This is a genomic window from Devosia sp. LjRoot16, assembly GCF_964252795.1.
Classification (GTDB): domain Bacteria; phylum Pseudomonadota; class Alphaproteobacteria; order Rhizobiales; family Devosiaceae; genus Devosia_A.
Map to the genome: position 1 here is coordinate 517,690 of NZ_CAXUPH020000004.1, position 26,938 is coordinate 544,627.

25 protein-coding genes are annotated in these 26,938 nt (G+C 65.5%); 14 read left to right on the top strand and 11 right to left on the bottom strand.

Annotated features, from left to right (window positions below; all coding sequences use genetic code 11):
* Positions 1 to 15: 15 nt before the first annotated feature.
* Entirely contained in the window at positions 16 to 1,290 is a 1,275-nt protein-coding gene (locus ACSQ23_RS20510) for an ABC transporter substrate-binding protein (protein ID WP_436091694.1), read from the bottom strand.
* Between the two features lie 343 nt (positions 1,291 to 1,633).
* Here ACSQ23_RS20510 and ACSQ23_RS20515 point away from each other — a divergent pair, with 343 nt between their 5' ends.
* From ACSQ23_RS20515 to ACSQ23_RS20555, 9 genes are all read left to right on the top strand, one after another.
* Positions 1,634 to 2,656: an ROK family protein gene (locus tag ACSQ23_RS20515; protein WP_436091695.1), complete on the top strand. Its 1,023-nt coding sequence runs from the start codon at positions 1,634 to 1,636 to the stop codon at positions 2,654 to 2,656.
* Between the two features lie 142 nt (positions 2,657 to 2,798).
* On the top strand, positions 2,799 to 3,767 hold the full coding sequence (locus ACSQ23_RS20520; protein WP_436091696.1) for an NAD-dependent epimerase/dehydratase family protein: 969 nt from the start codon (positions 2,799 to 2,801) through the stop codon (positions 3,765 to 3,767).
* Positions 3,768 to 3,860: 93 nt separating this feature from the next.
* Positions 3,861 to 4,469, top strand: coding sequence for a helix-turn-helix domain-containing protein (locus tag ACSQ23_RS20525; protein ID WP_082528408.1), 609 nt, complete (start codon positions 3,861 to 3,863; stop codon positions 4,467 to 4,469).
* A complete protein-coding gene (locus tag ACSQ23_RS20530; RefSeq protein WP_156387433.1) occupies positions 4,466 to 4,981 on the top strand; it encodes a hypothetical protein in 516 nt (171 codons plus the stop codon). Before ACSQ23_RS20525 ends, ACSQ23_RS20530 begins: the two co-directional genes overlap by 4 nt.
* Before the next feature lie 62 nt (positions 4,982 to 5,043).
* Entirely contained in the window at positions 5,044 to 6,654 is a 1,611-nt protein-coding gene (locus ACSQ23_RS20535; RefSeq protein ID WP_436091697.1) for an ABC transporter substrate-binding protein, read from the top strand.
* 194 nt (positions 6,655 to 6,848) lie between these two features.
* Positions 6,849 to 7,892 (top strand): ABC transporter permease, encoded by a 1,044-nt coding sequence (locus ACSQ23_RS20540; RefSeq protein WP_436091698.1) that lies wholly within the window; start codon positions 6,849 to 6,851, stop codon positions 7,890 to 7,892.
* A complete protein-coding gene (locus ACSQ23_RS20545; protein ID WP_436091699.1) occupies positions 7,889 to 8,791 on the top strand; it encodes an ABC transporter permease in 903 nt (300 codons plus the stop codon). The genes ACSQ23_RS20540 and ACSQ23_RS20545 overlap by 4 nt, the downstream gene beginning before the upstream one ends.
* The gene (locus tag ACSQ23_RS20550) at positions 8,788 to 9,633 is read left to right on the top strand and encodes an ABC transporter ATP-binding protein (RefSeq protein WP_436091700.1); all 846 of its coding nucleotides are present in this window, start codon (positions 8,788 to 8,790) and stop codon (positions 9,631 to 9,633) included. The genes ACSQ23_RS20545 and ACSQ23_RS20550 overlap by 4 nt, the downstream gene beginning before the upstream one ends.
* Complete coding sequence (locus ACSQ23_RS20555) at positions 9,633 to 10,352, top strand: ABC transporter ATP-binding protein (RefSeq protein ID WP_436091701.1); 720 nt, start codon at positions 9,633 to 9,635, stop codon at positions 10,350 to 10,352. Before ACSQ23_RS20550 ends, ACSQ23_RS20555 begins: the two co-directional genes overlap by 1 nt.
* A 185-nt stretch (positions 10,353 to 10,537) precedes the next feature.
* Here the strand turns inward: ACSQ23_RS20555 and ACSQ23_RS20560 are convergent, their stop codons facing one another.
* The 7 genes from ACSQ23_RS20560 to ACSQ23_RS20590 all read right to left on the bottom strand — a co-directional run bounded on the left by ACSQ23_RS20560 (position 10,538) and on the right by ACSQ23_RS20590 (position 17,959).
* Positions 10,538 to 11,584 (bottom strand): hypothetical protein, encoded by a 1,047-nt coding sequence (locus ACSQ23_RS20560; protein WP_055884666.1) that lies wholly within the window; start codon positions 11,582 to 11,584, stop codon positions 10,538 to 10,540.
* A 93-nt stretch (positions 11,585 to 11,677) separates the two neighbouring features.
* On the bottom strand, positions 11,678 to 12,502 hold the full coding sequence (locus ACSQ23_RS20565; protein ID WP_055884664.1) for a carbohydrate ABC transporter permease: 825 nt from the start codon (positions 12,500 to 12,502) through the stop codon (positions 11,678 to 11,680).
* Positions 12,495 to 13,367: a carbohydrate ABC transporter permease gene (locus ACSQ23_RS20570; protein ID WP_197421381.1), complete on the bottom strand. Its 873-nt coding sequence runs from the start codon at positions 13,365 to 13,367 to the stop codon at positions 12,495 to 12,497. The genes ACSQ23_RS20565 and ACSQ23_RS20570 overlap by 8 nt, the downstream gene beginning before the upstream one ends.
* 44 nt (positions 13,368 to 13,411) lie before the next feature.
* Positions 13,412 to 14,287 carry an amidohydrolase family protein gene (locus tag ACSQ23_RS20575; protein WP_055884661.1) on the bottom strand — a complete coding sequence of 292 codons (876 nt, stop codon included), beginning with the start codon at positions 14,285 to 14,287 and terminating at the stop codon, positions 13,412 to 13,414.
* Between the two features lie 77 nt (positions 14,288 to 14,364).
* Positions 14,365 to 15,597 carry an ABC transporter substrate-binding protein gene (locus ACSQ23_RS20580; protein WP_082528407.1) on the bottom strand — a complete coding sequence of 411 codons (1,233 nt, stop codon included), beginning with the start codon at positions 15,595 to 15,597 and terminating at the stop codon, positions 14,365 to 14,367.
* Positions 15,598 to 15,674: 77 nt separating this feature from the next.
* The gene (locus ACSQ23_RS20585; protein ID WP_055884657.1) at positions 15,675 to 16,607 is read right to left on the bottom strand and encodes a carbohydrate kinase family protein; all 933 of its coding nucleotides are present in this window, start codon (positions 16,605 to 16,607) and stop codon (positions 15,675 to 15,677) included.
* On the bottom strand, positions 16,607 to 17,959 hold the full coding sequence (locus ACSQ23_RS20590) for a 6-phospho-beta-glucosidase (RefSeq protein WP_436091702.1): 1,353 nt from the start codon (positions 17,957 to 17,959) through the stop codon (positions 16,607 to 16,609). Before ACSQ23_RS20590 ends, ACSQ23_RS20585 begins: the two co-directional genes overlap by 1 nt.
* A gap of 135 nt (positions 17,960 to 18,094) precedes the next feature.
* Here ACSQ23_RS20590 and ACSQ23_RS20595 point away from each other — a divergent pair, with 135 nt between their 5' ends.
* Positions 18,095 to 18,856, top strand: a complete 762-nt coding sequence (locus tag ACSQ23_RS20595) for a GntR family transcriptional regulator (protein ID WP_436091703.1) — start codon at positions 18,095 to 18,097, stop codon at positions 18,854 to 18,856.
* 176 nt (positions 18,857 to 19,032) lie between these two features.
* On the opposite strand, the gene ACSQ23_RS20600 is transcribed toward ACSQ23_RS20595, so the two are convergent.
* Entirely contained in the window at positions 19,033 to 21,144 is a 2,112-nt protein-coding gene (locus tag ACSQ23_RS20600) for a TonB-dependent receptor domain-containing protein (protein WP_436091704.1), read from the bottom strand.
* A 230-nt stretch (positions 21,145 to 21,374) separates the two neighbouring features.
* Between ACSQ23_RS20600 and ACSQ23_RS20605 the strand changes: the two genes are divergently transcribed.
* The 4 genes from ACSQ23_RS20605 to ACSQ23_RS20620 are packed head-to-tail and all read left to right on the top strand — an operon-like array spanning position 21,375 to position 25,215.
* Positions 21,375 to 22,439 (top strand): hemin-degrading factor, encoded by a 1,065-nt coding sequence (locus ACSQ23_RS20605; protein ID WP_436091705.1) that lies wholly within the window; start codon positions 21,375 to 21,377, stop codon positions 22,437 to 22,439.
* Between the two features lie 9 nt (positions 22,440 to 22,448).
* On the top strand, positions 22,449 to 23,330 hold the full coding sequence (locus ACSQ23_RS20610) for a heme/hemin ABC transporter substrate-binding protein (protein WP_436091706.1): 882 nt from the start codon (positions 22,449 to 22,451) through the stop codon (positions 23,328 to 23,330).
* 11 nt (positions 23,331 to 23,341) lie between these two features.
* On the top strand, positions 23,342 to 24,412 hold the full coding sequence (locus tag ACSQ23_RS20615; RefSeq protein WP_436091793.1) for a FecCD family ABC transporter permease: 1,071 nt from the start codon (positions 23,342 to 23,344) through the stop codon (positions 24,410 to 24,412).
* A 5-nt stretch (positions 24,413 to 24,417) separates the two neighbouring features.
* On the top strand, positions 24,418 to 25,215 hold the full coding sequence (locus tag ACSQ23_RS20620) for a heme ABC transporter ATP-binding protein (RefSeq protein ID WP_436091794.1): 798 nt from the start codon (positions 24,418 to 24,420) through the stop codon (positions 25,213 to 25,215).
* A gap of 4 nt (positions 25,216 to 25,219) precedes the next feature.
* On the opposite strand, the gene ACSQ23_RS20625 is transcribed toward ACSQ23_RS20620, so the two are convergent.
* Complete coding sequence (locus ACSQ23_RS20625; protein ID WP_436091707.1) at positions 25,220 to 26,032, bottom strand: alpha/beta fold hydrolase; 813 nt, start codon at positions 26,030 to 26,032, stop codon at positions 25,220 to 25,222.
* Positions 26,033 to 26,212: 180 nt separating this feature from the next.
* On the bottom strand, positions 26,213 to 26,938 hold the full coding sequence (locus tag ACSQ23_RS20630) for a GntR family transcriptional regulator (RefSeq protein ID WP_055997934.1): 726 nt from the start codon (positions 26,936 to 26,938) through the stop codon (positions 26,213 to 26,215).

Below are 26,938 nucleotides of genomic sequence, written 5' to 3' on the forward strand. Positions count from 1 at the left end.
GTCCTCAGGTAGTGGTTACATCTGAGCTTCGACGGCGTCGGCCATCAGATTGGCCGCTTCTTCCGAGGTCATCTCAGGCGTGTTCACGAACTCGGTGATGAGATCCATCATCGCGCCGCGATACTTCTGGAGCACGGTCATGTTGTGCGCCATCGAGCGGACGAGTGTGCCGTCAGCAATCGAGGCCTTCAAGGCAGTCTGGCTGTCCTGCTGGCAGACGTTGAAGCCGTCCTTCAGGTCGACGTCGAGGCGAGCCGGGATCGAGCCCTTGGTGATGTTGAACACCTTCTGGAACTCGGGCGACAGGATGAGGCTGGCAAGCAGCTTCTGGCCTTCCTGATAGTCCGGGTCCTTCTGCTTGAAGAACACCACCGAGTCCGAGTTCAGGATGAAGCCCGGCTTGCCCCAGTCGGTCGGGGACTGGCCGCACAGGATGTCGCCGCCGGGCTCATGGCCCACCGACTTGATGGCGCCCAGTTCCCAATCGCCCATGATGAAGAACAGCGCATCGCCGTTGACCATCATGTTGGAGGCGGTGTCGTAATCACGGCCGGCGATCGCCGGGTCCATGTATTTGGTGACCATCAGGCGCATCTGGTCGAAGGCCTTGATCATGCCCGGCGAACGCAGGGCCTCAACGTCGGCCTCGACGAAGGCCTTCTTGTAGAGGTCGAGATCCTGGCCGTAGACGATGGTTTCGAAGGTGGTCGCGTCGGTCCAGTCGGCGCTGAGGTGCGCGAGGCAGATCTTGCCACCGGCAACGGCTTTATCGCAGGCGGCGTTGAAGTCGGCCCAGGTCTTGGGCAACTCGGTCACGCCGACCGCTTCCATGGCGGCCTTGTTGCCCCACACCCAGTTGATGCGGTGGATGTTCATCGGCGCGGCAACCCACTTGCCTTCCGGCTTCATCACCGGCAGCAATTCGGGGGCGACGACCTTGTCCCAGCCCTCGGCGGTGGCCAGCTCGTCCATGTCGGCAGTGCCGCCAGTGGCGTTCCACTCGGCGATTTCCGGGCCCTTCAGCTGCACCGCAGAGGGGGCGTTGCCGGCGACGACGTCGGCGCGGAGCTTGGCCAAGGTATTGGCGGTGTGACCGGCAATGGCGGTCTGCTCCCAGGTGCCGCCGGCAGCGGTGAACATCTCACCGAGCTTGGCAATGGAGGCAGCGTCGTTGCCGGATGCCCACTGGTGCAGCATCAGCACCTTGGGGGCGGCCATCGCGGTGCCCGAAAGCAGCGCGGCAGCAAGCATCGTGGTCGCGGCGGCCGCGACCTTGGTCGTGAAGGTCATAATTGTCTCTCTCCCTTGAAAGCGCCCGTCCCCACCCCGGCTCACCCGGCCGGCTCCTGTGGCTACTTGCGCTTTTCTCCCGGCGGTGCACATCCTCCTGCGCACCGTCGTATTAGTTCTATGGTGAACTTATTCGGCTTGTCAACGCGCTTGGGGAGGGAGGAGCGTGAACCGGATCGAGCTCAAATCTCTACTTGCTGACAGTGCTTTAGCCACACCGGCGGGGCGGATTGTGCGCGCCCTGAGCGAGCGTGGCGCACTGAGTGCAACGCAACTTTCGCGGCTCACCGGGCTGGCCAAGTCCACGATCTCAACGGCCCTCACCGAGCTCCGGCGCTCGCAGATGGTTGTGGAAATCGGCAGCGAGTCGGCCGGCGGCGTCGGCCGGCCGGCGACCGCGCTGACCCTCAACCCGCGGGCCGGCACCTGTATCGGCATCCTGATCGGCTCGACCGAGATCCAGGTGATCCTCGCCGATGTGGCGCATACCGTATTGTCGGACAAGACGATTAATCTCGAGATCGACTATTCGCCGCAAACCGCGATCCAGCACGTACGGCGACTGATCACCGAAGCCTATGAGGGGCAGTGGCAGCGCCAGGATGGCCTGTTGGGCGTCGGCATCGCGGTGGGCGGCCCGGTCAATCCGGTGACCGGTACGGTACTCCGTGCCGGTGGCATGCCGACCTGGGCCGGCGTCGACATGCGCGAGCTGTTCGGGCCGATTTTCCCCGACGTGCCGATCTTCTGCGACAACGAATCCAACTGCTCGGCCATTGCCGAAATGACCTGGGGCGCGGCGCAGGGGCACGATGATTTCGTGGTCTATACGCTCGACCTCGGTATCGGCGGCGCCATCGTCGCCGGTGGCCGGGTGCTGCGCGGCATTGCCGGCGGCGCCGGCGAGTTCGGTCATGTGGTGATCGATCCGCAGGGACCGCTCTGCCGCTGCGGCAACCGCGGCTGCATCGAGGTCTATGCCAGCTTCCGCGCGCCAATGGCCGAGGCGGAGCGACATTTCGGCCGCGCGCTGCGGCTGACCGACGTGGTCGAGATGGCGCTGGGCGGTGACGCGCTCTGCCGCTCCCTCATTGCCCAGACCGGCGAGGCGGGTGGGCACGGCCTGGGGCTGATCGGCTCGGTGTTCAACCCGACGCTGGTGGTGGTGAGCGGGCGCCTGGCGATGGCCGGCGACATCCTGATGAAGCCCCTGGCTGAGAGCTTCGAGCGCTTCACCCTGGTCAAGCATGGGGACGTTCCCGACGTGGCCCGCACCATCATCAGGCCCAGCCAATTCTCCGACAACGGCGCCTGCATGGGCGCGGTCGGCCTGGTGCTGCGCCACCATGGACGGTTGGTGAACTAACGCTGTTGTGGCTTTTCGCCCCCTCCCCCAGCGGACGCGGGGGAAGGGAGGGCTAGTGAACCAGAGCGGCAATCTTACGCCTTGCTCCTCGCCGCGGTCTCGAACACCCTCCCGCCTCTCTCGCAAAAAGGAGTCGCGCGGCATGACCATCGCAATCATCGGAGGGACGGGCTTTCTCGGCACCGCCACGGCGAAACGGCTCAAAGAACGTGGCCATGACGTGCTGGTGGTGGCGCGCGGCCAGCACGAGGTGAAGCTGCCTGACGGCGTGCGGTTCGAGCAGGCCGACCGCATGGACGGCGAGACGCTGACGAAGCTGTTGAAGGATAACGGCGTCACCGCCGTCATCGATATTTTCACCATTAGCCTGCGCAACACGCAGCCGGTGATCGAGGCGGCGGGCAAGGCTGGAGCGCGCTATGTGCTGGTGAGTTCCACCGACGTCTACTCGAACTATGGGGGACTGTTGAAGAAGGAAAGCCCGGCGATCCGGCCGGAGCCGGCCACCGAGGATTCGCCGCTGAGGACGCTGCGCTACCCCTATCGGCAGAACGAGCGCCGGCCCAAGGGAATCGAGGACGACCTGTTCGAGGAATACGACAAGATCCCGATCGAGGAGTTCGCCATGGCGGCCGGCGCGCCGCAGGCAACGGTGCTGCGGCTGCCGATGATCTTCGGGCCCGATGACAAGCAGCATCGCTTCGCCTGGGCGGTCAAGGGCGCCAAAGCGGGTGAACCGTTCCGGCTCGATCGGCGCGGTGCGGGCTGGCTCAATTCCTACGCTTATATCGACGATGTGGCCGAGGCGCTGGCGCTGGCGGCCACCCTGCCCGAGGCCGAGGGCCGGGTGTACAACGTGGCGCAGCCCTTCGTCCGCACCCAGGCCGACTGGGCCCGCACCGTGCTGACGCTGATGGGGGTCGACAGCGAGATCGTGCTGGTCGACGCCGATGCCGGCGGCGCGCTTGCCGATCGCGCCGACAGCAGCGACCTCAGCTATCCACTGACGCTCGATTCCGCTCGTATTCGGGCCGAACTCGGCTACACTGAGATCGTTCCCGAAGAGCAGGCGCTGCGCCGCACCATCGAGTGGGAGCTGAGCCAGGGCTAGCTTCCACAACACGAGGATCAGCCGGGCATAATCTGGGGTGGGATTGACTCGGGCGCGCGCTACTTTAGTGTCACTAAAATCGCGAGGGCGCCCGTGCCAGTCTTGAAGTTTGAAAAGCGTTCCGATCCGGTCGAGCAATCGACTCCGATCGACCCCAGCCTTGGGCAGCGTCTGCGCGACCGCCGCAAAGAACTGGGCAAGACGCAGCAGCAGGTGGCCGAAGAGGCATCGCTGACCGTCGGCTTCATCTCGCAGATCGAGCGCGGCATCTCCACGCCGTCGCTGGCCTCGCTGTATAACGTCGCCAAGGCGCTCGAGAGCACGGTGGACCAGTTCGTGTCAGCCGCCCCGGCGCGCCAGCACAGCGTGGTCAGCCATTCGGGCCAGCGCCAGACCTACAAGGTCGGCGGCACCTCGCGCTTTTACGAATTCCTCGAGCGCGGCTTCCCCGACGCTAAGCTCAATGCCTGCCTGTCGCACGTGCCGCCCGGTCATGCCTCCGAGATGATGAGCCACGAGGGCGAGGACTTCGTCTACCTGGTGTCGGGCGAGATGCTCTACGAGGTCGATGGCGTCGAGTATCGGCTCGGCCCCGGCGACACGCTGCATTTCGACAGCCGCCGGCCGCATCGCGGCACCAATATCGGCCCCGGCACGGCGCTCGAACTGTGGGTCGGGACCATGCAGCTGTTCCCGGAATGACAGTGATTGACCCTGCCATCGCGTGGAAGCTCGGCACCGCTTTGGCGGCTGGTCCGACGCAGCTCTTCGCCGTGCTGGCGGAGCTCTTCACCGGCATTCCGGGGGTGCGCACGGCGACCTTCATTGCGACGGCGCCGGACAGATCGGTGACCCATCGCATCGGCACGTCCAACCCGGTCGATTTCCCGGTCGGCAATGTCGATCCGGTGGGCGATGACGTCTGGAACAACACCATCCTCGGCGAGATGAAGCCGGTGATCGGCGACAGCGTCGCCGGCATGGCCGCCTTCCTGCCCGAGACCGACGGGCTGGTCGCCATGGGCTATGGCGCCTGCTCGTGCTTTCCGATCGTGATTGCGGGCGAGACCCGCGGCGTGGTGGCGCTGCTCGGCGATGCCGGCATCTTCACCCGGGCTGTGCTGGCCCAGATCGATACCCTTCTACCCATCGCTGCGCTGACCTTCACTTTCGAGGGGATCGGTAACCCGCCCCTGGGGATCAGCAGGAGATGACGCCTACGACGATAAACGGCCTCATCAGCCGGAGACTAACGCCTTCAACCAGGGAGACTGTCATGCGTTTGTTCAAGACGCTTATGGCGGTTGCCGTCGGCGCGGTGATGACCGCGTCCGGAGCGATCGCCGAAACGCCCAAGAATACCCTCGTCATCGCCGATGCGATCGACGACATCATCACGCTCGATCCGGCGGAAGTGTCGGAAGTCGGCGGCGTGCTCGCCAGCCAGCAGATCTACCAGCCGCTGGTCAGCTTCGACCCGGCCGACCCGACCAAGATCACGGGCGTGCTCGCCGAGAGCTGGACGGTGTCGGAAGACGGCAAGACCTTCACCTTCAAGATGAACCCGAACGCCAAGTTCGCTTCGGGCAATCCGGTGACGGCTGCCGACGCCGAGTATTCGATCCGCCGCGTCATCCTGATCGACAGCCGCATCAGCTTCATCTTCGCGCAGTTCGGCCTGACCAAGGAGAACGTCGAAGCCAAGGTGAAGGCGCTCGACGCGTCCACGTTGCAGTTCGAAGTCGACCAGAAATATGCGCCGAGCTTCGTGCTCTACGTGCTGTCGTCGTTCACCGGCGGCATCGTCGACTCTGCTATCGTCAAGCAGCATGAGGGCAAGCTCGCCGATGGCGGCAACGACTACGGCAATGCCTGGCTGAAATCCGAGAATTCGGCCGGCTCGGGCCCGTATGTGCTGACTAAGTGGGACCCCAAGGTCTCGATCCTGCTCAGCCACAACGAGAACTACTGGGGCACCGCCCCGGGCGTCGATCGCGTCTTCCTGCAGCACATGCCGGAATCGGCGACGCAGCGCCTGGCGCTCGAAAAGGGCGACATCGATATCGCCAACAAGCTCGGCCCCGACGATATCGGCGCGGTCTCCGCCAACCCCGATGTGCAGATCCTCGAGGGCGTGTCCTCGACGATGTACTATTTCGGCCTCAACACGCGTAATGCGGCGCTGAGCAACCCGAAGGTCGTCGAAGCCATCAAGTATGGCGTCGATTACCAGGGCATCGCCGACACCATCGGCAAGGGCACCATCAAGGTGCACCAGACCATGATCCCGGACGGGTTCCTCGGCGGCGGCATCAACTACAACCCCTACTCGCTCAACATCGAGAAGGCCAAGGCGCTGATCGCCGAGTCCGGTGTCGCAACGCCGATCAAGCTCGCGACCGTCGTCTGGAACGTGCCGCCCTACCCTGACTACGCGCAGGCCGTGCAGGCCACGCTCAGCCAGATCGGCGTCGATCTCGACCTGCAGGTGGTGGACGGCGGCCCCTGGCTCGATCGCTATCGCTCGCACGATCTCGACATCTGGTTCGGCCTGTGGGGCCCGGACTATCCCGATCCGCACTCGAACGCCAAGGCGTTCGGCAACCATGATGCGACCGATCCCGATGGCACCAAGGGCAACCTCGCCGACCGCTTCGGCTGGGATTCGGGCAAGGTCTCCGAGCTGGTGAACCAGGCCGTGCAGGAGCAGGATGTCGAAAAGCGCAAGGCGCTCTACGACGAGGCCCAGCGGCTACACACCGACACCTCGCCGTTCGTGTTCATGTTCCAGGACAGCCGCAAGGTTGCCATGCGCAAGAACGTCAAGGGCGTGGTGCTCGGCATCACCTTCTCCGACGACCGCTATGGCGCGGTGACGAAGGAATAAACTGAACCAGGGATCGGGGTTTCGGCTCCGGTCCCGTGCCTGCCTCCACCCCCTCCCCTACCCTCCCCGCAAGGGGAGGGTGTCCGCCGGTGGTTTTTGGCTCCGATCGAGCCGCACCCACAAATCGGCACCTCCCCCTTGCGGGGGAGGTTGGGAGGGGGGTGGAATGGCCACATACCAAGCTAGGGCCACCATTGACCGCTGCATCCAAACCCCTCCGCCTGTTCATCGATATCGGCTCATGGCTGATCACGGTGGCGATCACGCTTATTGGCCTCGCTGCCCTCACCTTCTTCATCGGCCGGGTGCTGCCGATCGATCCGGTGCTCTCGATCGTAGGCGAGAAGGCGACGCCGGAGGTGTACCAGAAGGTCTATCTCGAGCTCGGGCTCGACAAACCGATCTGGCAACAGTTCATCGAATATCTGGGCAAGCTGCTGCGCGGCGACTTCGGCACCTCGTTCTCGACCTCCCGGCCGGTTCTGACCGACCTCTTGAATTTCTTCCCCGCGACGCTCGAGCTCTCCACAATCGGGTTGATCATCGGCGTCGTGCTGGGCGTCCCGATGGGTGTCGCCTCGGCCTATTGGCATGAGAAGTGGCCCGACCACCTGCTGCGTGTCGTCGGCCTCGTCGGCTATTCGGTGCCGGTGTTCTGGCTCGGCCTCGTCGGCCTCTTCGTCTTTTACTACCTGCTCGGCTGGGTCTCGGGCCCGGGCCAGCTCGATGTGTTCTTTGTCGGCGTGGTCGACCGCATCACCGGCTCGATCCTGATCGACAGCGCCATCGCCGGTGAGTGGGAGATCTTCTTCAACGCCATCAGCCACATGATCCTGCCGGCACTGCTGCTCGGCTACTACAGCCTCGCCTATATCTCGCGCATGACGCGCTCGGTGATGCTCGACCAGTTGAGCCGCGAATATGTGCTGACCGCCCGGCTGAAGGGCGCCAGCGAGTTTCGCGCCGTGGCCGGGCATGCGCTGCGCAACGCGGCGATCCCGCTCGTCACTGTCATCGCGCTGAGCTATGGCGGGCTGCTCGAGGGCTCGGTGCTGATCGAGACGATCTTCTCGTGGCCGGGTATCGGCAACTACATCTACTCTTCGCTGTTCGCCGCCGACATGAACGCCGTACTGGGTGGCACGCTGCTGGTCGGGGTGGTGTTCATCCTTCTCAACATGCTGAGCGACGTGCTGTACCGCGCACTCGATCCTCGCTCACGGGAGTTCGCCAAATGAGCGTCACCCCCGATCTCGTCGCCGATCCGAAGCGCGCGGTGCGCGCCGCCCGCTGGGCCGAGTTCAAGGTCTTCACCCGCCGCTTCATGCGCAACCCGCTCGGCGTGGTCGGACTGGTCATCGTCGTGGTGCTGCTGTTCTGCGCCGCCTTCGCGCCGCTCCTCGCGACGCACGACCCGTATCTGCCGAGCCTGACCGACCGCCTTGCCGCGCCGAGTGCGACCTATTGGCTGGGCGGCGATGAGCTTGGCCGCGACATCTACTCGCGCATTCTCTACGGCTCGCAACTGACGCTCTTGATCGTGGCTCTGGTGATCGTCACCTCGGCGCCGATCGGGCTGATCATCGGCGCGGTCTCCGGCACGGTGGGCGGCTGGGTCGACGTGATCTTCATGCGTATCACCGACGTGTTCCTCGCCATCCCCAAGCTGCTGCTGGCGCTGGCCTTCGTTGCGGCACTCGGGCCCGGCATCACCAACGCAGCGCTCGCCATCACGCTCACCGCCTGGCCGCCCTATGCGCGCCTCGCGCGGGCCGAGGCGCTGATCGTGCGCAACTCGGACTATGTCAACGCAGTGCGGCTGGCCGGAGCCAGCGAGTTCCGCATCATCGTGTTCCACGTCATCCCGATGTGCCTGAGTTCGGTGATCGTGCGCATGACCTTCGACATGGCAGGCATCATCCTCACCGCCGCCGGCCTCGGCTTTATCGGGCTCGGGGCGCAGCCGCCACTGCCCGAGTGGGGCGCCATGATCTCCACCGGCCGCAAGTTCATCTTCGACCAGTGGTGGGTGGCAACAGTGCCTGGCATCGCGATCTTCACCGTGTCGCTCGGCTTTAACCTGTTGGGTGACGCCTTGCGCGACCTGCTCGATCCGCACCTGAGGCAGCGCAAATGAGCAACCTCGTCGAGATCGAAAACCTGCATGTCGCCTTCCGCAACGATGATGGCGGCTACAATGATGCGGTGCGCGGCGTGTCGCTGACACTGGGACGCGAAAAGCTCGGCATTGTCGGCGAAAGCGGCTCGGGCAAGAGCCTCACCGGCCGCGCCCTGCTCGGCGTGCTGCCGCCCTATGCGCGGATCAGCGTCGACACAATGGCCTTCGACGGCATCGACCTCAAGTCGGCCTCGCCCAAGCTCCGCCGCTCGCTGCGCGGCGGCCGCATGGGGATGATCCTGCAGGATCCAAAATTCTCGCTGAACCCGGTGATGACCGTCGGCAAGCAGATCGTCGAAGCGATCCGCATCGGCGACCGCCGCATCTCCGGTAGCGACGCGAAGAAGAAGGCGCTGAGCATCCTCGAAGCCGTGCATATCCGCGAGCCGGAGCGGGTGTTTTCGCTCTATCCGCACGAACTTTCGGGCGGCATGGGGCAACGCGTGATGATCGGCATGATGGTGGTGCGCGAACCGGACCTCTTGATCGCCGACGAGCCCACCTCGGCGCTCGATGTGACGGTGCGCACCCAGGTGCTCTCGATCCTCGACGAGTTGGTGACGCGTCGCGGCATGGGGCTGATCTTCATCAGCCACGACCTCAACCTGGTGTCGAAGTTCTGTGATCGGGTGATCGTGATGTATGCCGGGCGGATCGTCGAAAGCATCGAAGCAAGCCGATTGCACGAGGCGACACATCCCTACACGCGGGGGCTGCTGTCCTGCCTGCCGCAGATCGATGGCTCGCTGGAGCCACTGCCGGTGCTCAACCGCGAAGCCAGCTGGGCGGGAGCCGCCTGATGCTGGAAATCCGTAACCTCAATGTCGAATTCTCCGGCAAGCTGGCGGTGCGCGACACCAGCTTTGCGGTGCAGCCGGGCGAGAGTTTTGGGCTGGTGGGAGAATCCGGCTCGGGCAAATCGACGATCCTCCGCACCGTCATGGGGCTCAACGCCACCTGGAACGGCAGCATCAGCGTCGACGGCACCGATGTCCGGAAGACCCCGCGGAAACAACTGGCCAAGGTGGTCCAGATGGTGTTCCAGGACCCCTACTCGTCGCTCCATCCGCGCTATGTCATCGGCCAGCAGATCGCCGAGCCGATGAAGATCAACGGCATCGCCAACCCGGAGCGCCGCACGGCGGAGCTGCTGGAGCTGATCGGGCTCGGCACCAAGTTCCAGTTCCGCTTCCCGCACGAACTCTCGGGCGGCCAGCGCCAGCGTGTCGCCATCGCCCGCGCCCTGGCGCTCAGCCCGAAACTGCTGCTGCTGGACGAGCCGACCTCGGCGCTCGACGTGTCGATCCAGGCGGAAATCCTCAACCTTCTCAACCGACTGCGCAAAGAGCTCGGTCTCACCTTCGTCATCGTCAGCCACGACCTGGCAGTGATCAGCTACATGTGCGAGCGACTGATGGTGATGCGCAACGCCCAACCAGTCGAAACCCTGACCCGCGAGCAGCTGCGCTCAGGCGCCATTGCCGAGGACTACACCAAGGCACTGATCGCGGCGGCTTAGGTGATTCACGGTTGGATCGCTAAGGTTCGGTCCTCACACTCGATGTGCTCCCCTCCCCCTTGAGGGGAGGGGTGGGGGGTGGGGGTCCATCGGTGATCACCGCGCCACCCCCACCCTCAATCCCTCCCCTCAAGGGGGAGGGAGGCGATTGCCTCGCCCGCCGAGCGGTGATCACCGGCCCCGGATCACCGCACCTTCAACAAAATTATCACCAGGAACCACAGGCTCGCGAGGTGGATGAGCAGGAAGCGCAGCAGGACCTGGGAGTTGGACCAGTTGAGGTTCTTGCGGGCGTGATCGTGGAACGGGAAGCGGATCGAGCTCAGGATGCGCAAGCCGAACACCCGGATCAGGGCCACCTTGGCAAGGCCGGTGGCGCCGTTGAACAGCATGAGTGGGGCGACGAAGAAGATCATCGCCGGGTTGCCCGAGACGACGATGCAGATGCCGACGAACAGCCCGATAGGGCGTGAGCCGGCATCGCCCATCAGGGCCGCGCTGGGTGGCGCGTTGTGCCAGAGGTAGCCGACGATGACGCCACAGAAGATGGCGGCGACGATGGCCCAGTTGGCGGCATCCTCGCGGAACGGGATCAGCAGGTACTTGGCGTTGCCGGCGTCGCCGACCACCATGTAGAGGATGAAACCAAGCGCGGCGATGGTCACTGCCGAGAGCGAGCCCGAGACGCCGTCGACGCCATCGTTGCAGTTGACCGCGTTGATGCAGAGCCAGACCACCGGCGTGTAGATCAGGAGCCCAAGCCAGAACGGGATGTCGAACACCATCGGGGTGAACGGCAGCCACAGCTTGGTGTCCTGCCCCCAGAGCAGCACGACGCAGACGAACAGCGCTACGAGCAGGTCGGTGAGGCCCAGCGTCAACTCGCTTAAGCCCCCGGTGCGATCGTCGATGAACCCGACGCCGGAAGCGAGCAGCACCGCGCCCATGGCGAAATAGATGTGCGGATCGATCGGCGAGAACAGTGCGACGACGGCGAGGAGGATCAGGATCATGATGAGCCCGACGCCGACGGGCTTGCCGACGCTGTCGGCGGCGCCCACCGCATGGGCCCTGCCCCGGTCGCGCGGCAACTGATCCCAGAGTCTGGGCAACAAGAACAGCGTCGCCAGCGCCGAAACGAGCGAGCCGACGGTGGCGAGGATCACGAAGGACGACAGCAGGCGGGCGGGCCCCCAGATCGGGGACAACAGATCAGCAAAATAGGTCAGCATGATTGGGGAGGGGTCCCAGCGCGGCAATGCTGAAGCCGTAGCCGAAGCGCGTGCCGAAATCGAAGCACGATTGCGGCTTTTCAACCACCCGCATCAGCGCCCGCCAAAGGCTCCAGTGGTGAGGCCGGCGATGAAGGCGCGGTTGCCGAACACGAACACCAGCAGCACCGGGATGATGGCGATGACGCTGCCGGTCATCAGCAGCGGCCAGTCGGTATTGTACTGCCCCTGCAGCGTCGCCAGCGCCACGATTGCCACCTGCATGTCGGGCTTGGTGGTGGTGATCAGCGGCCAGAGGAAGTTGTTCCACTGCGCGACGAAGGTGAAGATGGCGAGCGCCCCGAGCGCGGGCTTGGCCAGCGGCAGGACGATGGTCAGGTAGATCTGGGCGTGCGAGGCGCCATCGATGCGGGCGGCTTCGAGCAGCTCGGCCGGGATAGACTTGAGGTACTGCCGGAGCAGGAAGGTGCCGAAGCTCGAGAAGGCATAGGGCAGGATCAGGCCCTGGTAGGTATCGATCCAGCCGAGCGACTTGATCAGGATGAAATTGGGGATCAGCGTCACCTGGGAGGGCACCATCAGCGCCGCAAGGTAGATGAGGAACAGCACTTCGCGGCCGCGGAACCGCAGGCAGGCGAAAGCATAGGCGGCCATCGAGCAGGTGATGAGCTGCAAGAGCGTTACCAGCACCGAGACCACGAGGCTGTTGGCCATGGCCCGGCCGAACGGGATGGTCGAGAAGATGCGGACATAGTTCTCGATTTGCGGGTCGGCGGTGAACAATGTCGGCGGGAACTGGAACACGTCTGCCGCCGGCTTGAACGAGGTGGCGATCATCCAGACGAACGGGCCGCTCATCAGCAGCGCGCCGATCAGCAGGACCACGAACAGCACCCAGTCGGTGGCGGTCTTACCCATAGTGCACCCAGCGGCGCTGCAGCTTGTACTGCACCAAGGTGAAGGCGAGGACGATCAGAAACAGCACCATCGCCGCGGCGCTGGCATAGCCCATCTGATAGAACTGAAAGCCGTTCTGGTAGATGTAGTAGACCAGCGTATTGGTGGCATTGGCCGGGCCGGCCTTGGTCATCACCAGCACCAGTTCGAACACCTGGAAGCTGCCGATGATCGAGATCACCAGCACAAAGAAGGTGGTGGGCGAGAGCAGCGGCAGGGTGATGTGCCAGAAGCGGTCCCAGCCGGTGGCGCCATCGAGCGCCGCCGCATCGTGCACGTCCTTGCCGATGTTCTGCAGCCCGGCCAGGAACAGCACCATGGCATAGCCGAGGTTCTGCCAGATCGAGACGATGATGATGGCCGGCATGGCCCAGCGGGTGGAACCCATCCACTTGGGCAAGTCCGTCACGCCGACAAGGCTGAGGGCGGCGTTGATCAGGCCGAAATTGGAGTTGAACAGCCAGGCCCAGACGAGCGCCGCGGCGATCGTGCTGGTGACCACCGGCAGGAAATAGACGACGCGAAAGAAAGTCTGACCCTTAATGCCGCGGTTGAGCACCAGGGCGCAGAGCAGCGCCAGGACGATCTGCACCGGCACCGAGGCCAGCACGAAATAGGCAGTGTTGCCGAGCACCTTGGCGAAGATCTCGTCGCCGGCGAGGGCCAGGTAATTGCCGAGGCCCACCCAGGTCACCTCGTTGAAGAGGTTCCACTGGGTGAAGGAGATGAAGAACGCCGAGATCACCGGAATGGCGGTGAAGATGGCGAACAGCACCAGGCTCGGCGCCAGGAACAGCCAGGCGGCGCGTTCCTCGGCGCGCGCCACCTTCGTCAGCTTGACCCGAGTTGGGGCCGCTAGACTTGGGGCCACTATTTGTCGATCCCGTAGATATAGGCGGCGTTGCGGTAGAAGATCCGATCCTGGTCGTCGGCACTGAGGCCCATGGTGTCGAAGGCGGCCTTCCAGCGCTCGATATCGCCCTTCACCCGGCGGAGGTCCGAATCCGAGCCGTAGACGAGTTTGCGCGGCGAGATTTCCTTGCCGATATAGCCGCCCTCGACGATGTGGTTGTGCACCACGTCACCGCCGCTGATGTCGAAATAGAGCCGCGGCCGCCAGCGCGCGATGGCGCAGGCGGTGCGGTAATCGGGCCAGCCCAGATGCGCGCCGATGATGAACAGCTCGGGGAAATAGAAGGCGATGGTATCGAGATAGATCGGCTGCATACGGGCGCTGGAGAAGCCATAGCGCTCGCGCTTGATGCCGCGCGACAGTCGGGTGACCAGCGCCTCCTCGTCGGCGCCCTCGGGGATGGCTTTCCAGGCATCCTCCTTGCCGCCTTCGAGGTAATCGACCGGTCCCCCGAGGATGCCGGTGTGGAACAGGATGCGGAGGCCACGCGCCTGGGCCGCCTCGTAGAACGGGTAATAGGCCGGATCGTCGTAGTTGCGCGAGACGCCGGTCACCTTGATGCCGTGAAAGCCGCGCTGGTAGAAATCCTCGACCAGCGTCACCGGGTCCTTGTCGAGCTCGAGCCGACCGAGGGCGACGATCAGGTCGGGCCGCCGCTCCAGCGCGCCGGCCAGCGCGTCATTGCCGCGGCCAGGGTTGGCGAGGAGCGCGACTTTCTCGATCCCCGACGCCTCGCAGGTATCGGACAGCGCCTCGAGAAAGCCGATCTCGGCGCCGCGCGAGAACAGCTTGTCCCAGAAGCCGTAGTGAACGTGTGCATCGAAGACGCGCATAGGTCAGATCCATTTTGCTAGAGAACGGCCGGGGCGCCCAATCGCGTCCCGGCCAGCAGAGTGGCCTGCTGTTTCGACTACTTGGCCAGTTCGGCGTTGACCTTGTCCTTGATGCCGCCGATCGCGTCGGCTGCAGTGCTCTCGCCGTTCCACACCAGATCCAGCGCCGGCTGGATGTAGAGGTTGGAGAGATCGACGAAGCGCGGGAACTGCGGGAACTGCTCGCCGACATCGGCCTCCTTGAGGAAGACGTCGCCGAACGGCGCCTTGAAGGCGGCCCGTACCGTCTCGTTGCCGGTCATCGCCGGCACCGCCGCCGCCTTGGCGCCGGCAAAGATCGACTGGCCCTCGGGTCCGGCGAGATATTGCAGGAAGGCCCAGGCCGCTTCCGGGTTCTTGCTGTTGGCGTTGATGGCAAAGCCGGCGCCGCCGGTGCGGTTGGAATGGATGCCGGTCGGCCCGCCAGGCAGGTTGGCGACGGCCCACTTGAACGGCACGTCAGCGAAGGTGCCGAGGCGCGACGGGTTGGTGATCACCATGGCCGCCTGGCCACTGGAAAACAGCTGGGCGGTGCCGCCGGCCTGCTCGGCCTCGAGGAAGTTCGGGGTGACCTTATCCTTGTTGATCAGGTCGCCGATATACTGGATCGCCTCGACCGCTGCCGGCTCGGCCAACAGGAAGGTGGTCGGCTTCAGCGGATCGTCGAACACCTTGCCGCCGTTCTGCTGCACCCAGGTGGCCCAGTCATTGGATTCGAGCGCCAGGCCATAGCGGGTGATGCGGCCGCCCTCGGTGGTGGTCAGCTTGATCGCCGCATCGCGCAGATCCGCCCACTTCCAGTCGGCGTTCGGATAGGCGACGCCGGCCGCATCGAACGCATCGGAATTGTAGTAGAGGGCGCTCGGGGCGCTGTCGCGCGGGATGGAATAGAGCTTGCCCTCAAAACTGTGGGTGAGGAGCGAGCTCGGTACATACTGGTCGATCGGGAAGTTGCTGGCCTTGATCAGGTCGTCCAGCGGAGCCAGTGCGCCGCGCGAGGCGTAGCTCGGCACATTGGTGATGAAGAACACGTCGGGGCCGGCCCCGGCGGCGAGCTGTGCATCGAGCCGGGTGAAGTAACCCGACCATGGCGCGTGCTGGATCTCGATCTTCACATCCGGATGGGCCGCCTGGTATTTCGAGACGATCTCCTCGAATGGCGGCAGCTCCGGCGGGTCGCCCCAATATCCAAAACTAATCGTCGACTGCGCAAGCGCAGGAGACACTAATCCCAAAGCAGCGACGGCGTAGGCAAGCCACTTCTTAGTCATCTCGGACTCCCTTGTCTGTGGTCTGTGTTTATTCTCTACAAATCCTATAGACAATCACTACTAAGATAGCGCCGAGCTTACGAGGCTGTTTCGAGAAACATCTTTCCCCTGCCGTGCTCAGCGGCGAATTTTTTGAGCGCGTTCAGCGTGGGGGCCGCCAAGGCGCCGTAATCGGTGACCGACAGCGAGCCGGCGAGCACGGCGAGCTCGGCCGCCTCCTCGGTGCAGCGCCCCGAGCACAGCCCGAGGAGGAACCCGCCATTGAAAGTGTCGCCGGCCCCGGTGGTGTCCTTCACCACCACTTCGGGGGCCGCGACCTTGATCCAGCGGCCGCGGTCGCTGACCAGCGCGCCGGCGGCGCCACGCTTGATGGCGACGATCGGCACCAGTTCGGCAAGCTGCGCCGCGGCTTTCGCCGGATGGTGCATGCCGGTCAGCGCCATGGCTTCGTCCTCATTGGGCGAGAACACATCGAGCAGGCTCAGGAACTCGCGCACTCCGGGGGTTTCGAGGGTGAAATCGCCGCCGCGGCAATCAGCGAAGAGCTTTGCTCCGCGCTCCTTGGCAGCGCGCATAAAAGCCAGCCATTCCGGCTCGAAGCGGAAGGTCTGCAGCAGCCAGGTGGGGCGGACCTTATCGAGCGTACCGGCAGGCGGCGGTACGATGGCGCCATCGCCATAGGTGAGGAAGCCGCGATCGCCGCCGGACGAGAACACCGAGGTGACGCGGCGCAGCGGCTGGTCGAGGCGGTTGAACAGCGACGGGCTCAGCCCGTCGCGCGCCGCCTGCTCCAGCACTAGGCCGCTGAACAGGTCGGAGCCGAAGTCCACGGCCCAGTGGGTATCGAGCCCGAGCCGGGTCAGCGCCAGGGCGATGTTGTAGGTGCCGCCGGGCAATACGGCGAGGTCACTCGCCACCAGCTCCGCGCCGAGCCTCGGCACGCCGGGCAGGCCGGCGAAGATCAGGTCGCAATAGTATTCGCCGGTCAGCAGCACATCGGCGGAGCGCATCACAACCACTCCCCGACATGGGCCGCGTGCGCGGCGAGGAATTTCTCAACCAGCGGCTCGGCCCGCGAGTAGGACAGCACCAGCGGGTGCGCCACCAGCGCTTCCACGGCGAGGGCGCGGCTCCGTTCAGCCACGGCTTGCACAGTGAGCCGCTCATAGTGCTTCACCGAGTTCACCAGGTAGCCCTGCGCATCGGGCATGGCGCCGATCGGCTGCGGCCGGATGCCGTGGTGATCGACCACGCAACTGACCTCGACCACGTCGCTGTCGCGCAAGCCCGCGATGGCGCCCTCATTGGGGACGTTGAGCCCGGTGCGGATCGGCGTGCCGCCCTGCAGCGCCTCGATCAGGTCGAGCGCTACGCCGGCATAGCCTTCGCCATCATGGCTTTGCGCCACCGCCGCGACCGGCTCGGCGTCGTCATGGGTATGCTGCATGTATGTTGCACTGCGCTCGCGCTCGTAGGCGAAATAGACATCGAGCGCCTGCCCCGGGTCGGCTAGCAGCTCGGCTTGGCGCAAGCGTGGCAACAGCCGCTGGTTGAGGGTGCGGATCTCTTCGCCGCGGGTCGGCCCGGCGGCGCCGGCCGCCACCGCCTCGTCGGCGTAGTAGTAGTAATAGAGGTACTCGTTGAGCCACATGCCGTGACGACGCACCACATGCGGCGCGAACACCCGCTGCACCGTGCCGGCGAGGAAACGGTCGTCAGCCAGCGCGTCGGGCAGCACGTCGCGGCCGGCCACTTCGGCGCGGCGGGTGAAGGACAGGTGGTTGAGCCCGAACACCTCGGCCCGCACCGAGCGCTCGGGCAACCGCAACCATTTGGCGACGGCGGTCTGCGCGCCATTGGCGCTGTCGCAGATGCCGACGCTGCGGCTGTAGCCCGAATTGCGCAGCGCCTGGGTGACGAGCCCGGCCGGATTGGTGAAATTGAACAGCCAGGCCTCAGGACTGACCCGGGCCAGCGTCTCGGCATAGCTCAGGATGGTCGGGATACTGCGCAGCGCCATGGCGAAGCCGGCGGCCCCGGTGGTCTCCTGCCCGAGCACGCCATGCGACAGCGCGATGCGCTCGTCGGCAATGCGGCCATCGATGCCGCCGGGGCGCACCGTGGTCACCACATAACTGGCGCCGGCAAAGGCAGTTTCGGCATCGGTGGTGGTGGAAATGGTCACCGCCCCGCCAGCGCGCCGCGCCAGCTCAGTGGCGAGAGCGCCGATCAGCTCGAGCTGCGCCGCGTCGACATCCATCAGGCAGATTTCGGTGAGGCCGGTCCGCGCGGCGCGGCGCAGTGCCGAGTCGACGAACAGTGGGGCGCGTAGCCCTCCCCCTCCGACAACGACCAGTTTCACCCTGACGTCCCCCGTTCAGTGCAACTGATCATATCCAGTCATAATAGGTAGGCAAGATGGAATCGTACGGCTAAGTTTCGCCGGCGGGCGCGGCGCCCGCTTCCAAAGCGCAATCAGTTCGGTTACCCCAAAGCCATGGCCAACGGCGTGACGCGCGACGATCCCCTACCGCTCTACAAGCAGGTGAAGGAACACCTGCTGCGGGCGCTCGATGACGGCACCATCCCGCCCCGCGCCAAGCTCGCCTCGGAGCGCGAGCTGGTGGAGCTCTACGGCGTCAGCCGCATCACCATCCGGCAGGCGATGACCGAACTGGTGCTCGAGGGGCACCTGCGCAGCCATCCGGGCAAGGGGTTCTACCCAACCGGCCGCCCCAAGGGGGTGTATGAGCTCGAACTGCTGCGCAGCTTCACCGCCACCGCCGTGGCGCATGGCCGACGGCCGGGCAGCCGGCTGCTGACGGCGGCGCAAGTCGGCGCCCCAGAGGAGGTGGCACGGGCCCTGCAACTCAGCGCAGGTGAGCAGGTGATCTCGCTGCGCCGCCTGCGCCTGATCGATGATCAGCCGGTGGCCATCGCGCATGACTGGATGCCTGCCGCGATCGTGCCCGACATTCTCGAACTCGATTGGACCGTGCCGAACAGCTCGCTTTATGCCGAGCTCGCCGGACGCTATGGGCTGCTGCCGCAGCGCGGCCACACCATTCTGTCGGCGCGGCTGGCCGATGCCGAGGAAAGCCGCCTGCTGGAGCTGCCACCGCCGGCGGCCGTGCTGGGGGTGGAGCAGATGGCATTCGATGCCAACGAGCGGCCACTCAACCTGACGCTCTCGACGCATCACCCGACGCGCTATCCGCTGCGGCTGGACCAGGATTCAAGGAACAGCCGCGGGCGGTAGGTCGGGAGGTTGCAGTCGGCGGCCCTCTCCCGTTTACGGGGGAGGGTGCGCCGACTGCCAGTTTCAGCGCAACATTGATCGCGGTGCTGGCGCGCAACAAGCGGCCGGATACGACCGCATACCAGCACTGAATTCAGGTGCGAGGGGTTCCGCCCGACGGCGGAACCCCGTTGTCGTCAGTAGTCGAACTGCTTGGCCAGCGTGAGCTTGAAGGTGCGGCCCTTCGAGCGGTCCATCGACAGGTTCTCGCGGTAGTCGGCGTTGAACAGGTTGTCGATGCCGAAGGTCGCTTCCAGGCCCTCGAACTGGCCGCTCTGCGGCTTCCAGGTGGCAAACACGTCCACGGTGGCCCAGCCTTCCGGCATCGGCGTCGGCGGAACGGTGGTGGCCGCGGTGAGCGGGTTGGCGGCCAGCGTCAGACGGGTGCCGTATTCGAGGTCGAGATCCTGGGCGCGGCCGCCGACGGTCAGCACCAGCTTGTCCTGCGGGATCGATTGCACGTCGTCGCCGGCATAGATGTGTGGCACGCGGGTGGGATTGGAGGAGATCATATCCTCGGTATAGACGCCCCGGGTGAAGGTGTAGGCGAGGCGGGCGAACATCACGTCGCTGTCATAAGAGCCTTCAAGTTCGAGCCCCCAGATGCGCATGCCGGCGATGTTGATGAAGTACGGAGCGTTGGCCTGGATCGGGTTGGAGGCGATGCCGTCTGTAATGGTGTTGTGGAACGCCGTGGCTTTGAAGGCGACGCTGTCGCCGCCGGTGAAGATGTCGTCCGCCTGGGTGGCGAGGCCGAGTTCGAAGTTGTCCGAGTATTCCTTCTTGAGGTTTGGGTTCATCGTACGCGTGCCCTGGTACTGGAACATTTCGTCCAGCGTCGGCATGCGTTCGGTGTGCGCGGCGGAACCGAAGACACTGAAATTCTCGTTGAACTTGTAGAGCGCAGCGAGCTTGGGCGAGGTGGCGACATCCTCGCTGGGGCTGGCGCCGACGACGGTCTCGCTGGGGGTGAGGGTCGAGAAATCGGCGCGGGCGCCGGCAATCACGGTCAGCGTATCGTTAATGGTGTGCTCGCTCTGGGCGAACACGCCGATGCTCGACGAGGTGCCTTCCGGATGGGTGGTGATCAGATCGCCAACGAGTGGATCGGCGACGCGGTTCTGGTGGCTCGCCTGAACGCCATAGGTGAGGAAGTTCTCCCAGCCCGCGCCGGCAAAGGTCGAGGTGTTCTCGACGTTGAGCTGGGTGGTCTGGTAGCCGTAATCGGCGACAAAAATGCTGCTCGGCACCGGTGAGGTCGGATTCTCCTGGCTCACTGCGGTGTTGGAGTAGGACAGCTGGACCTTGAGGTCGAGCATGTCGTTGCCCGAGGCTTCGTTCTCGTAGCTGATGATCGCCGTCTGGTCGTCGACGGTGCGGTCGATCAGGCCGAAATTCGTCGGCTCGGTGATCGGGATGGTGCCGGTCTGAGCATAATCCTGCTTGTCGGCGTCGCTGTTCCAGCGCTGGTAGGACAGGCGGACGACCTGATCAGCATCGAGATGGATGGTGCCCTTAACAAGGCCGGACCAGGCGGCAAACTCAGAGCCTGGCAATTCGCTGCCATTGGCGAGGTCGACGATATCAGAGCGTCGGAAGTTGCCGGCGGCCAGCACCTCGAAGGTCTCGTTGATGCGATGCGCCAGGATGCCAGAGACAAGCGTCCCGTTGCCGTTCGAGGTGTAGGAACCCTTGAGGCGCACGGCGCCGGTCTTGCCGTCCTTGATGAAATCGGAGGCGTCCTTGGTGGTGAAGTTGATGACGCCGCCGAAGGCGCCGGAGCCATAGAGCGTCGATGACGCCGGGCCGCGCAGCACTTCGGCTGCCTTGTAGAGCTCGGGATCGGAGAAGAACGAGCCCATGCGGTACTGTTCGTAGAATTTCCGCGCGCCGTCGACGGTGAGGATGATGCGTGCCTCGTCGCCGGAGGTCTCGGCGGCGCCGATGCCGCGGATGTTGAAGCTCTCGCCGAGCACGCGCTCGGAACCGATCATGGTGACGCCCGGGACGTCGTCGAGAATCTCGCCGATGGTGCCGGCCTGCTTCTGGTCGATATCGGCCTGGTCGACCACGGTTACCGCCTGCGGCGTATCGATCGCCACCTTGGCCTTGCCGGCCCCGACGACGATGCGTTCAAGCAACGTGACGAACTGCGAGTTGGTCCCGCCAGACTGCGCCATGGCAGCCCCTGCCCCAAAGCTCGTCCCCAACGCGACGCCGCCAAGCAAGATCGCGGCGTTACGTGCCACCAGCCCCATTTCCTTCTCCATTCAATGACGGACGCCTGGCTGCTGCCGGCGTCGGGAACATGCACTGGCTGGCAGATGCTGGCTGGCATGGCGGAGCGGGTTCAAAAACATGACTCTATCACTCCACTATTGCGTGGCTTATAAATCCTGATATTGACTGTCAAGATTTAAGTGACAGGCGCGGCGAAACGGAGCCGGCGCCACAGAGCAGTGAAAGAGGACGCCGCATCTTGCCCGAAGCCCGCCAGAAGATCTTGCCCGAGGAAATCCGCCGCCTGCGTGCGCTGCACCCCGAGATGCGGGAGCGCGATTTCGCGCGGATCCAGAAAATCTCCGAGGCGGAGCTGGTGGCGGCTTTCGTCGGCGCCGGCAGCGTGCGGCTGCGCCCCGATGTCGAGGCGTTCCTCGCCGCCGCCCCGGCGCTGGGCGAGGTGATGTGCCTGACGCGCAACGAGCACGCCGTGCACGAAAAGATCGGGGTATTCGAGAAGACCCGCTTCGGCCAGCACGCCTCGATCGTCCTGGGCGAAGAGATCGACCTGCGCATCTTCCCGACGCACTGGGCCTCGGCCTACGCCGTCGAAAAGTCGGACAAGGAAGGTGCGGTACGGCGCTCGCTGCAGTTCTTCGACGCGGCGGGCACCGCAGTGCACAAGGTGCATTGCCAGCCCGCGACAAACCTCGACGCCTATCAGGCACTGGTCGAGACCCTCAGGGCAGACGAACAGCTGCAGACGCTCGAGATCCGGGAACTCGACGACAGCGAAGTGAACACCGCCGCGGCCCAGGCCAGCGCCGCGCAACTGCGCGAGGCGTGGCAGGGGCTGACCGACACGCACCAGTTCTTCCCGATGCTCAAGCGGCTCAACCTGTCCCGGCACCAGGCGCTGAAGACTATCGATCGCGACTATGCCTGGCCGCTGGCCGCCAACGCTGCCAGCGCCATGCTGGAGCGCGCGGCGGGCAGCGGGCTGCCGATCATGGCGTTCGTCGGCAGCCGCGGCTGCATCCAGATCCACTCGGGCCCGATCGAAAAGGTGCAGGCCATGGGTCCGTGGATCAACGTCATGGACGAGACCTTCCACCTCCATCTCAGGGCCGACCAGATTGAGGAGGTATGGGCGGTGCGCAAACCCACCGCCGATGGGCACGTCACCTCGATCGAGGCGTTCGGCGCCGACAACAAGCTCATCATCCAGTTCTTCGGCCAGCGCCAGGAAGGGGTGGATGAACGCGCCGCCTGGCGCACGCTGATCGAAGGCCTGCCCCAGCTCGACCAATCCACTGCAGCCTAAGGGTTCCCCATGCGCCTCCCCCGCTTTCTGCTGACCCTCGCCGCGCTCGGTGGGCTTGCCGGCCCCACCCTGGCCGCTGAAATCACGCCGTTCGCCGACCCGTCTCGGGTGGCGGTGATCGGCGGCTCGCTGCTCGAAATCGTCTACGCGCTGGGCGAGGAAGGCAAAGTGGTGGCCCGCGATACCACCGGTATCTTCCCGCCCGAGGCGATGGGGCTGCCGGATGTCGGCTATATGCGGGCCCTGTCGCCGGAAGGCGTGCTGTCGGTGAACCCATCGGCGCTGCTGGTGGTGGATGGCAGCGGGCCGCCGGAGGCGCTCGACGTGCTCTCCAAGGGCTCGATCCCCTATGTGACGGTGCCGGAGGACTTCAGCCACCAGGGCATCCTCGCCAAGGTGCGCGCCGTCGGCGAAGCGCTCGGCGTCACCGACAAGGCCGAGGCGCTGGCGACGACGCTCGACGCCGAGCTGAAAGCAGCGGAAGCCGCGACGAGCGCGATCCCCGATGCCGAACGCAAGCGCGTGCTGTTCGTGATCTCGGTGCAGGAGGGCAAGATCCGCGCCGCCGGCTCGGGCACCGCGGCCAACGGCATCATCGCGCTCTCGGGCGGCATCAACCCGCTGGCCGAGATGCATGGCTACCAGACGCTGAGCGATGAAGCGCTGATCACCGCCAACCCCGACTTTGTGGTGATGATGCAGAATTCCGGCGCCGGAGACTTTTCCGCCGACCTCGCGGCCAATCCGGCGCTCGCAGCGTCGCCGGCACTGCAGCAGGGGCGCCTGTTGAAGGTGGACGGGGCCTTCATGCTCGGTTTCGGGCCACGTACGCCCAAGGCGATCCTGACGCTGGCGCACGAGCTTTACGGCGACCGGGTGCCACAGCCTTGACCACCACCGCAATGACGGCCGAACTCGCCAGTCCGGTTGCCGGGGATCGAACACGACTGGCGCAGCTGACGCTGGTCGGGCTGGTGCTGCTGCTGGTTGCGGCGGCAGCGCTGGCGCTGCTGACCGGCGCCTCGGACGCCTCACTGCCGCGACTGCTCTCGGCTTGGATGGCGGGCGCCACCGACGATCCGCTGGTGCTGCGCGACCAACTGGTGTTCCTCGATATCCGGCTGCCCAGGCTGCTGCTGGGCATCCTGATCGGCGCTGGCCTCGCGGTCTCCGGCGTGGTGATGCAGGGGTTGTTCCGCAACCCGCTGGCCGACCCGGGATTGGTGGGCGTGTCGTCCGGCGCCAGCCTCGGCGCGGTAGTGATGATCGTTCTCGGTGGTACGGCGCTGGCACCGCTGACGGCAATCCTCGGCATCTACAGCCTGCAGATTTCCGCCTTCGTCACCGGCCTCGTCACCACGCTGATCCTCTACCAGGTGGCGACGCGCGGCGCAGAGACGCAGATCGCCACCATGCTGCTCGCCGGCATCGCCATCGCGGCGCTCGCCAATGCGGTGATGGGGGTGATGGTGTTCCTCGCCAGCGACTCGCAGCTGCGCGACTTCACCTTCTGGAGCATGGGCTCGCTCGCCGGTTCGAACTGGCAGAAGGTCCAGGCGTCGGGACCGATCATCCTCATTGCGGTGCTCTGCTGCATGCTGCTGACGCGCGGGCTCAACGCCCTGACGCTGGGCGAGGCGACAGCGATGCACCTGGGCATCCCGGTGCAGCGGCTCAAACGCATCGCCATCGTCGCGGTGGCGGCAGCCACCGGAGCGGCCGTGGCGGTCAGCGGCGGCATCGGCTTTATCGGCATCATCGTGCCGCACCTGTTGCGGCTGGTGATCGGGCCGGACCACAAGTACCTGCTGCCGGCCTCGGCGCTGCTCGGCGCCGCCTTCCTCCTCGTCGCCGACGCGGTGGCGCGCACCATCGTCGCCCCGGCGGAGCTGCCGATCGGCATCGTCACCGCGGCGGTGGGCGGGCCGTTCTTCCTGTGGATCCTGCTGCGACGGCGGGAGCTGGCATGGTGAGCTTGGTGCTGGAAGTTCGCGGCGTTTCCGTCGCCATCGAACGGAAGCCGATCGTCGAAGGCGTCGGCGTCACGGCGCGCGCCGGCGAAGTGCTGGCAATCATCGGACCGAACGGCTCGGGCAAGACCACGCTGATGAAGGCGCTGAGCGGCGAGCTCGAACACCAGGGCGAGATCGCGCTGAACGGCCAGCCCCTGCGTACACTGCCGCCACGGGCGGCGGCGACGATGCGGGCGGTGATGCCGCAAGCCTCGGTGCTGAGCTTCCCGTTCACGGTGCGTGAAGTGGTGCGGCTGGGGCTGTCGGCGGGGCTCGGCGTGCTGCCGGCGCAACGCGAGGCGGTGGTCGAAGCGGCGCTGCGGCGAGTCGACCTCGCGGGGTTCGGCGGCCGGATGTACCAGAGCCTCTCAGGCGGCGAGCAGCAGCGGGTACAACTGGCGCGGGTGCTGTGCCAGGTGTGGCAGCCGGTATTCGAGGGGTTGCCGCGCCTGTTGCTGCTGGATGAACCGGTCTCGAGCCTCGACATCAAGCACCAGTTGCTGGTGATGGAGATCGCGCGGGGCTTTGCGGCAGCCGGCGGCGCGGTGGTGGCCATCCTCCATGACCTCAACCTCGCGGCGCTCTATGCCGACCAGGTGCTGGTGATGTCCGAAGGCCGGCGCGCCGCGTGTGGCGCTCCGGCCGAGGTGCTGGATATCGCGCTGGTGCGCGAGGTGTTTGGCTGCGAACTCACGACGCTGCAGCTCTCCAACGGCACGCCGCTCTTCGCCCCTCAGGTAGCGATGCGGCTCGCCGCGGAGTAGCGGTTCAGCCGAGGAAGAAGCGCTCGAGCTCGGGCGCGACGACTTCGGGAGCAGCGTTGTGGGTTTGACCCTCGAGGCTGCGGTGCTCGGCACTGGGCAGCAGGCCGGCAACCGAACGAGCCGAGTTGCGGATCCATTCGGGGCTGGCGCCACCATCCATCACCAGCACCGGGATGCTGACGCCATCCCATGCCCCTGATGCGAGCGGCTTGCCCGACATCCTGTCGCCCAGGACCGCAACGTCATAGGCGAGGGTGTGCGCCAGGGCTTCGAGCCCCGGCCAGGCGGGCGCCGATCGCATCTGGGCGATGGCCTCGGCGGGCGTGCCAACCACCTCGACGAGGAAATACTCGACTGCATCGCCGCGGCGGTTGGCGGCGATCAGCTCGTCAATGTGGGCCGCAAAGTCAGCCGGCGGCGGCGGACGAGTGCCATCGGTGATGAAGGGCGGCTCGTAGAGCGAGAGCTTTGTCACCTTGCCCGTGAGCTTTGCCGTGGCTTCGAGCGACAACACCGCGCCCGACGAGTGGCCGTGAATGAATGCCGTGCCGCCCAGCGCCTCGATGATGGCGTCGATATCCTCGATCTCGCGCTCCACCGCGTAGGGTGGCGTGTCGCCGCTCTTGCCCCTGCCCCGCCGATCAAAGGTGACCGTGGTGAAGCGCGGGGCGAGGAGCTTCGCCAGCGGGGCCGCGCCCGAGCCGTCGCTCAGCGCGCCGCCGACCAGAATGAGGGCTGGGCCCTGGCCCGAGCGGCTGATGGCGATACGGGTCCCGTCTTTCGAAGTGACCTCTGATGTTGCCTCGTTCGCTTCCAACTTCGCCTCCTCTGCCAACGACCCGATAGAGAGGGTTGAGGCCATGACACCCGCAAGCCCCGTCGTGACGAACATGCGTCTATTCAGCGAATATCCAGTCATGCGACCACTCCGCCTTGGTTCCCCCCGGTAACGGGTCGGTCCGCCGAGGGTTCCACACTGGAGGAGCCGGGGCCTCGGCTAGGCCCCGCTGGCGAGGGACAGTTCGCGGGTGCGGTCGACGGCGATGTAGCGCTGGATCTGCGCGACGATCTGGCTGGCATGCTCGGCCGCCAGGCGGTCGCAGAGCTCGGCGTCTTCGGCCTCGATGGCCGCGACGAGGGCGTCGTGCTCGTCGACATACTTGCGCGGCAGGTGGTCGTTGAAGCTCTTGTAGTAGTAGAGCCTGAGGATGCGGCGTCCCTCATCGAGCAGGCGGGTGAACAGCCCGGTGAAATAGGGATTGCCGCCGGCTTCGGCGATGGTGGCGTGGAAGTTGCGGTTGTGGCCGATCATGCCGAGCACGTCACCTTCACGCACCGCCCTGGCATAGGCCGCCTGGTGGACGCGCATGACCTCGAGATGGGCGCGGGTGCGGGCGCCGGCGGCGAGCCTGGTGGTCACCCGGTACATCAGGGTCAAGGCCTCGAAATACACCGGCAGGGCGCCGAAATCGATCGGCGCAACGATGGTGTTGCGGTTGGGCAGCTGGCTCACCAGCCCTTCGGCAGCCAACCGCACCAGCGCCTCGCGGACCGGGGTGCGGGACATGCCGAAGGTTTCGGCGAGCGAGACCTCGTCGAGCGGCGCGCCCGGTTCCAGCGACAGATCGAGGATCGAGGCCTTCAGCTGCTCATAGACCTTCTGGACGCCCGAACCTTTGACGCGCGGCGCAAACCCGGCCGTCTCGCGTGCGGATCCACTCAT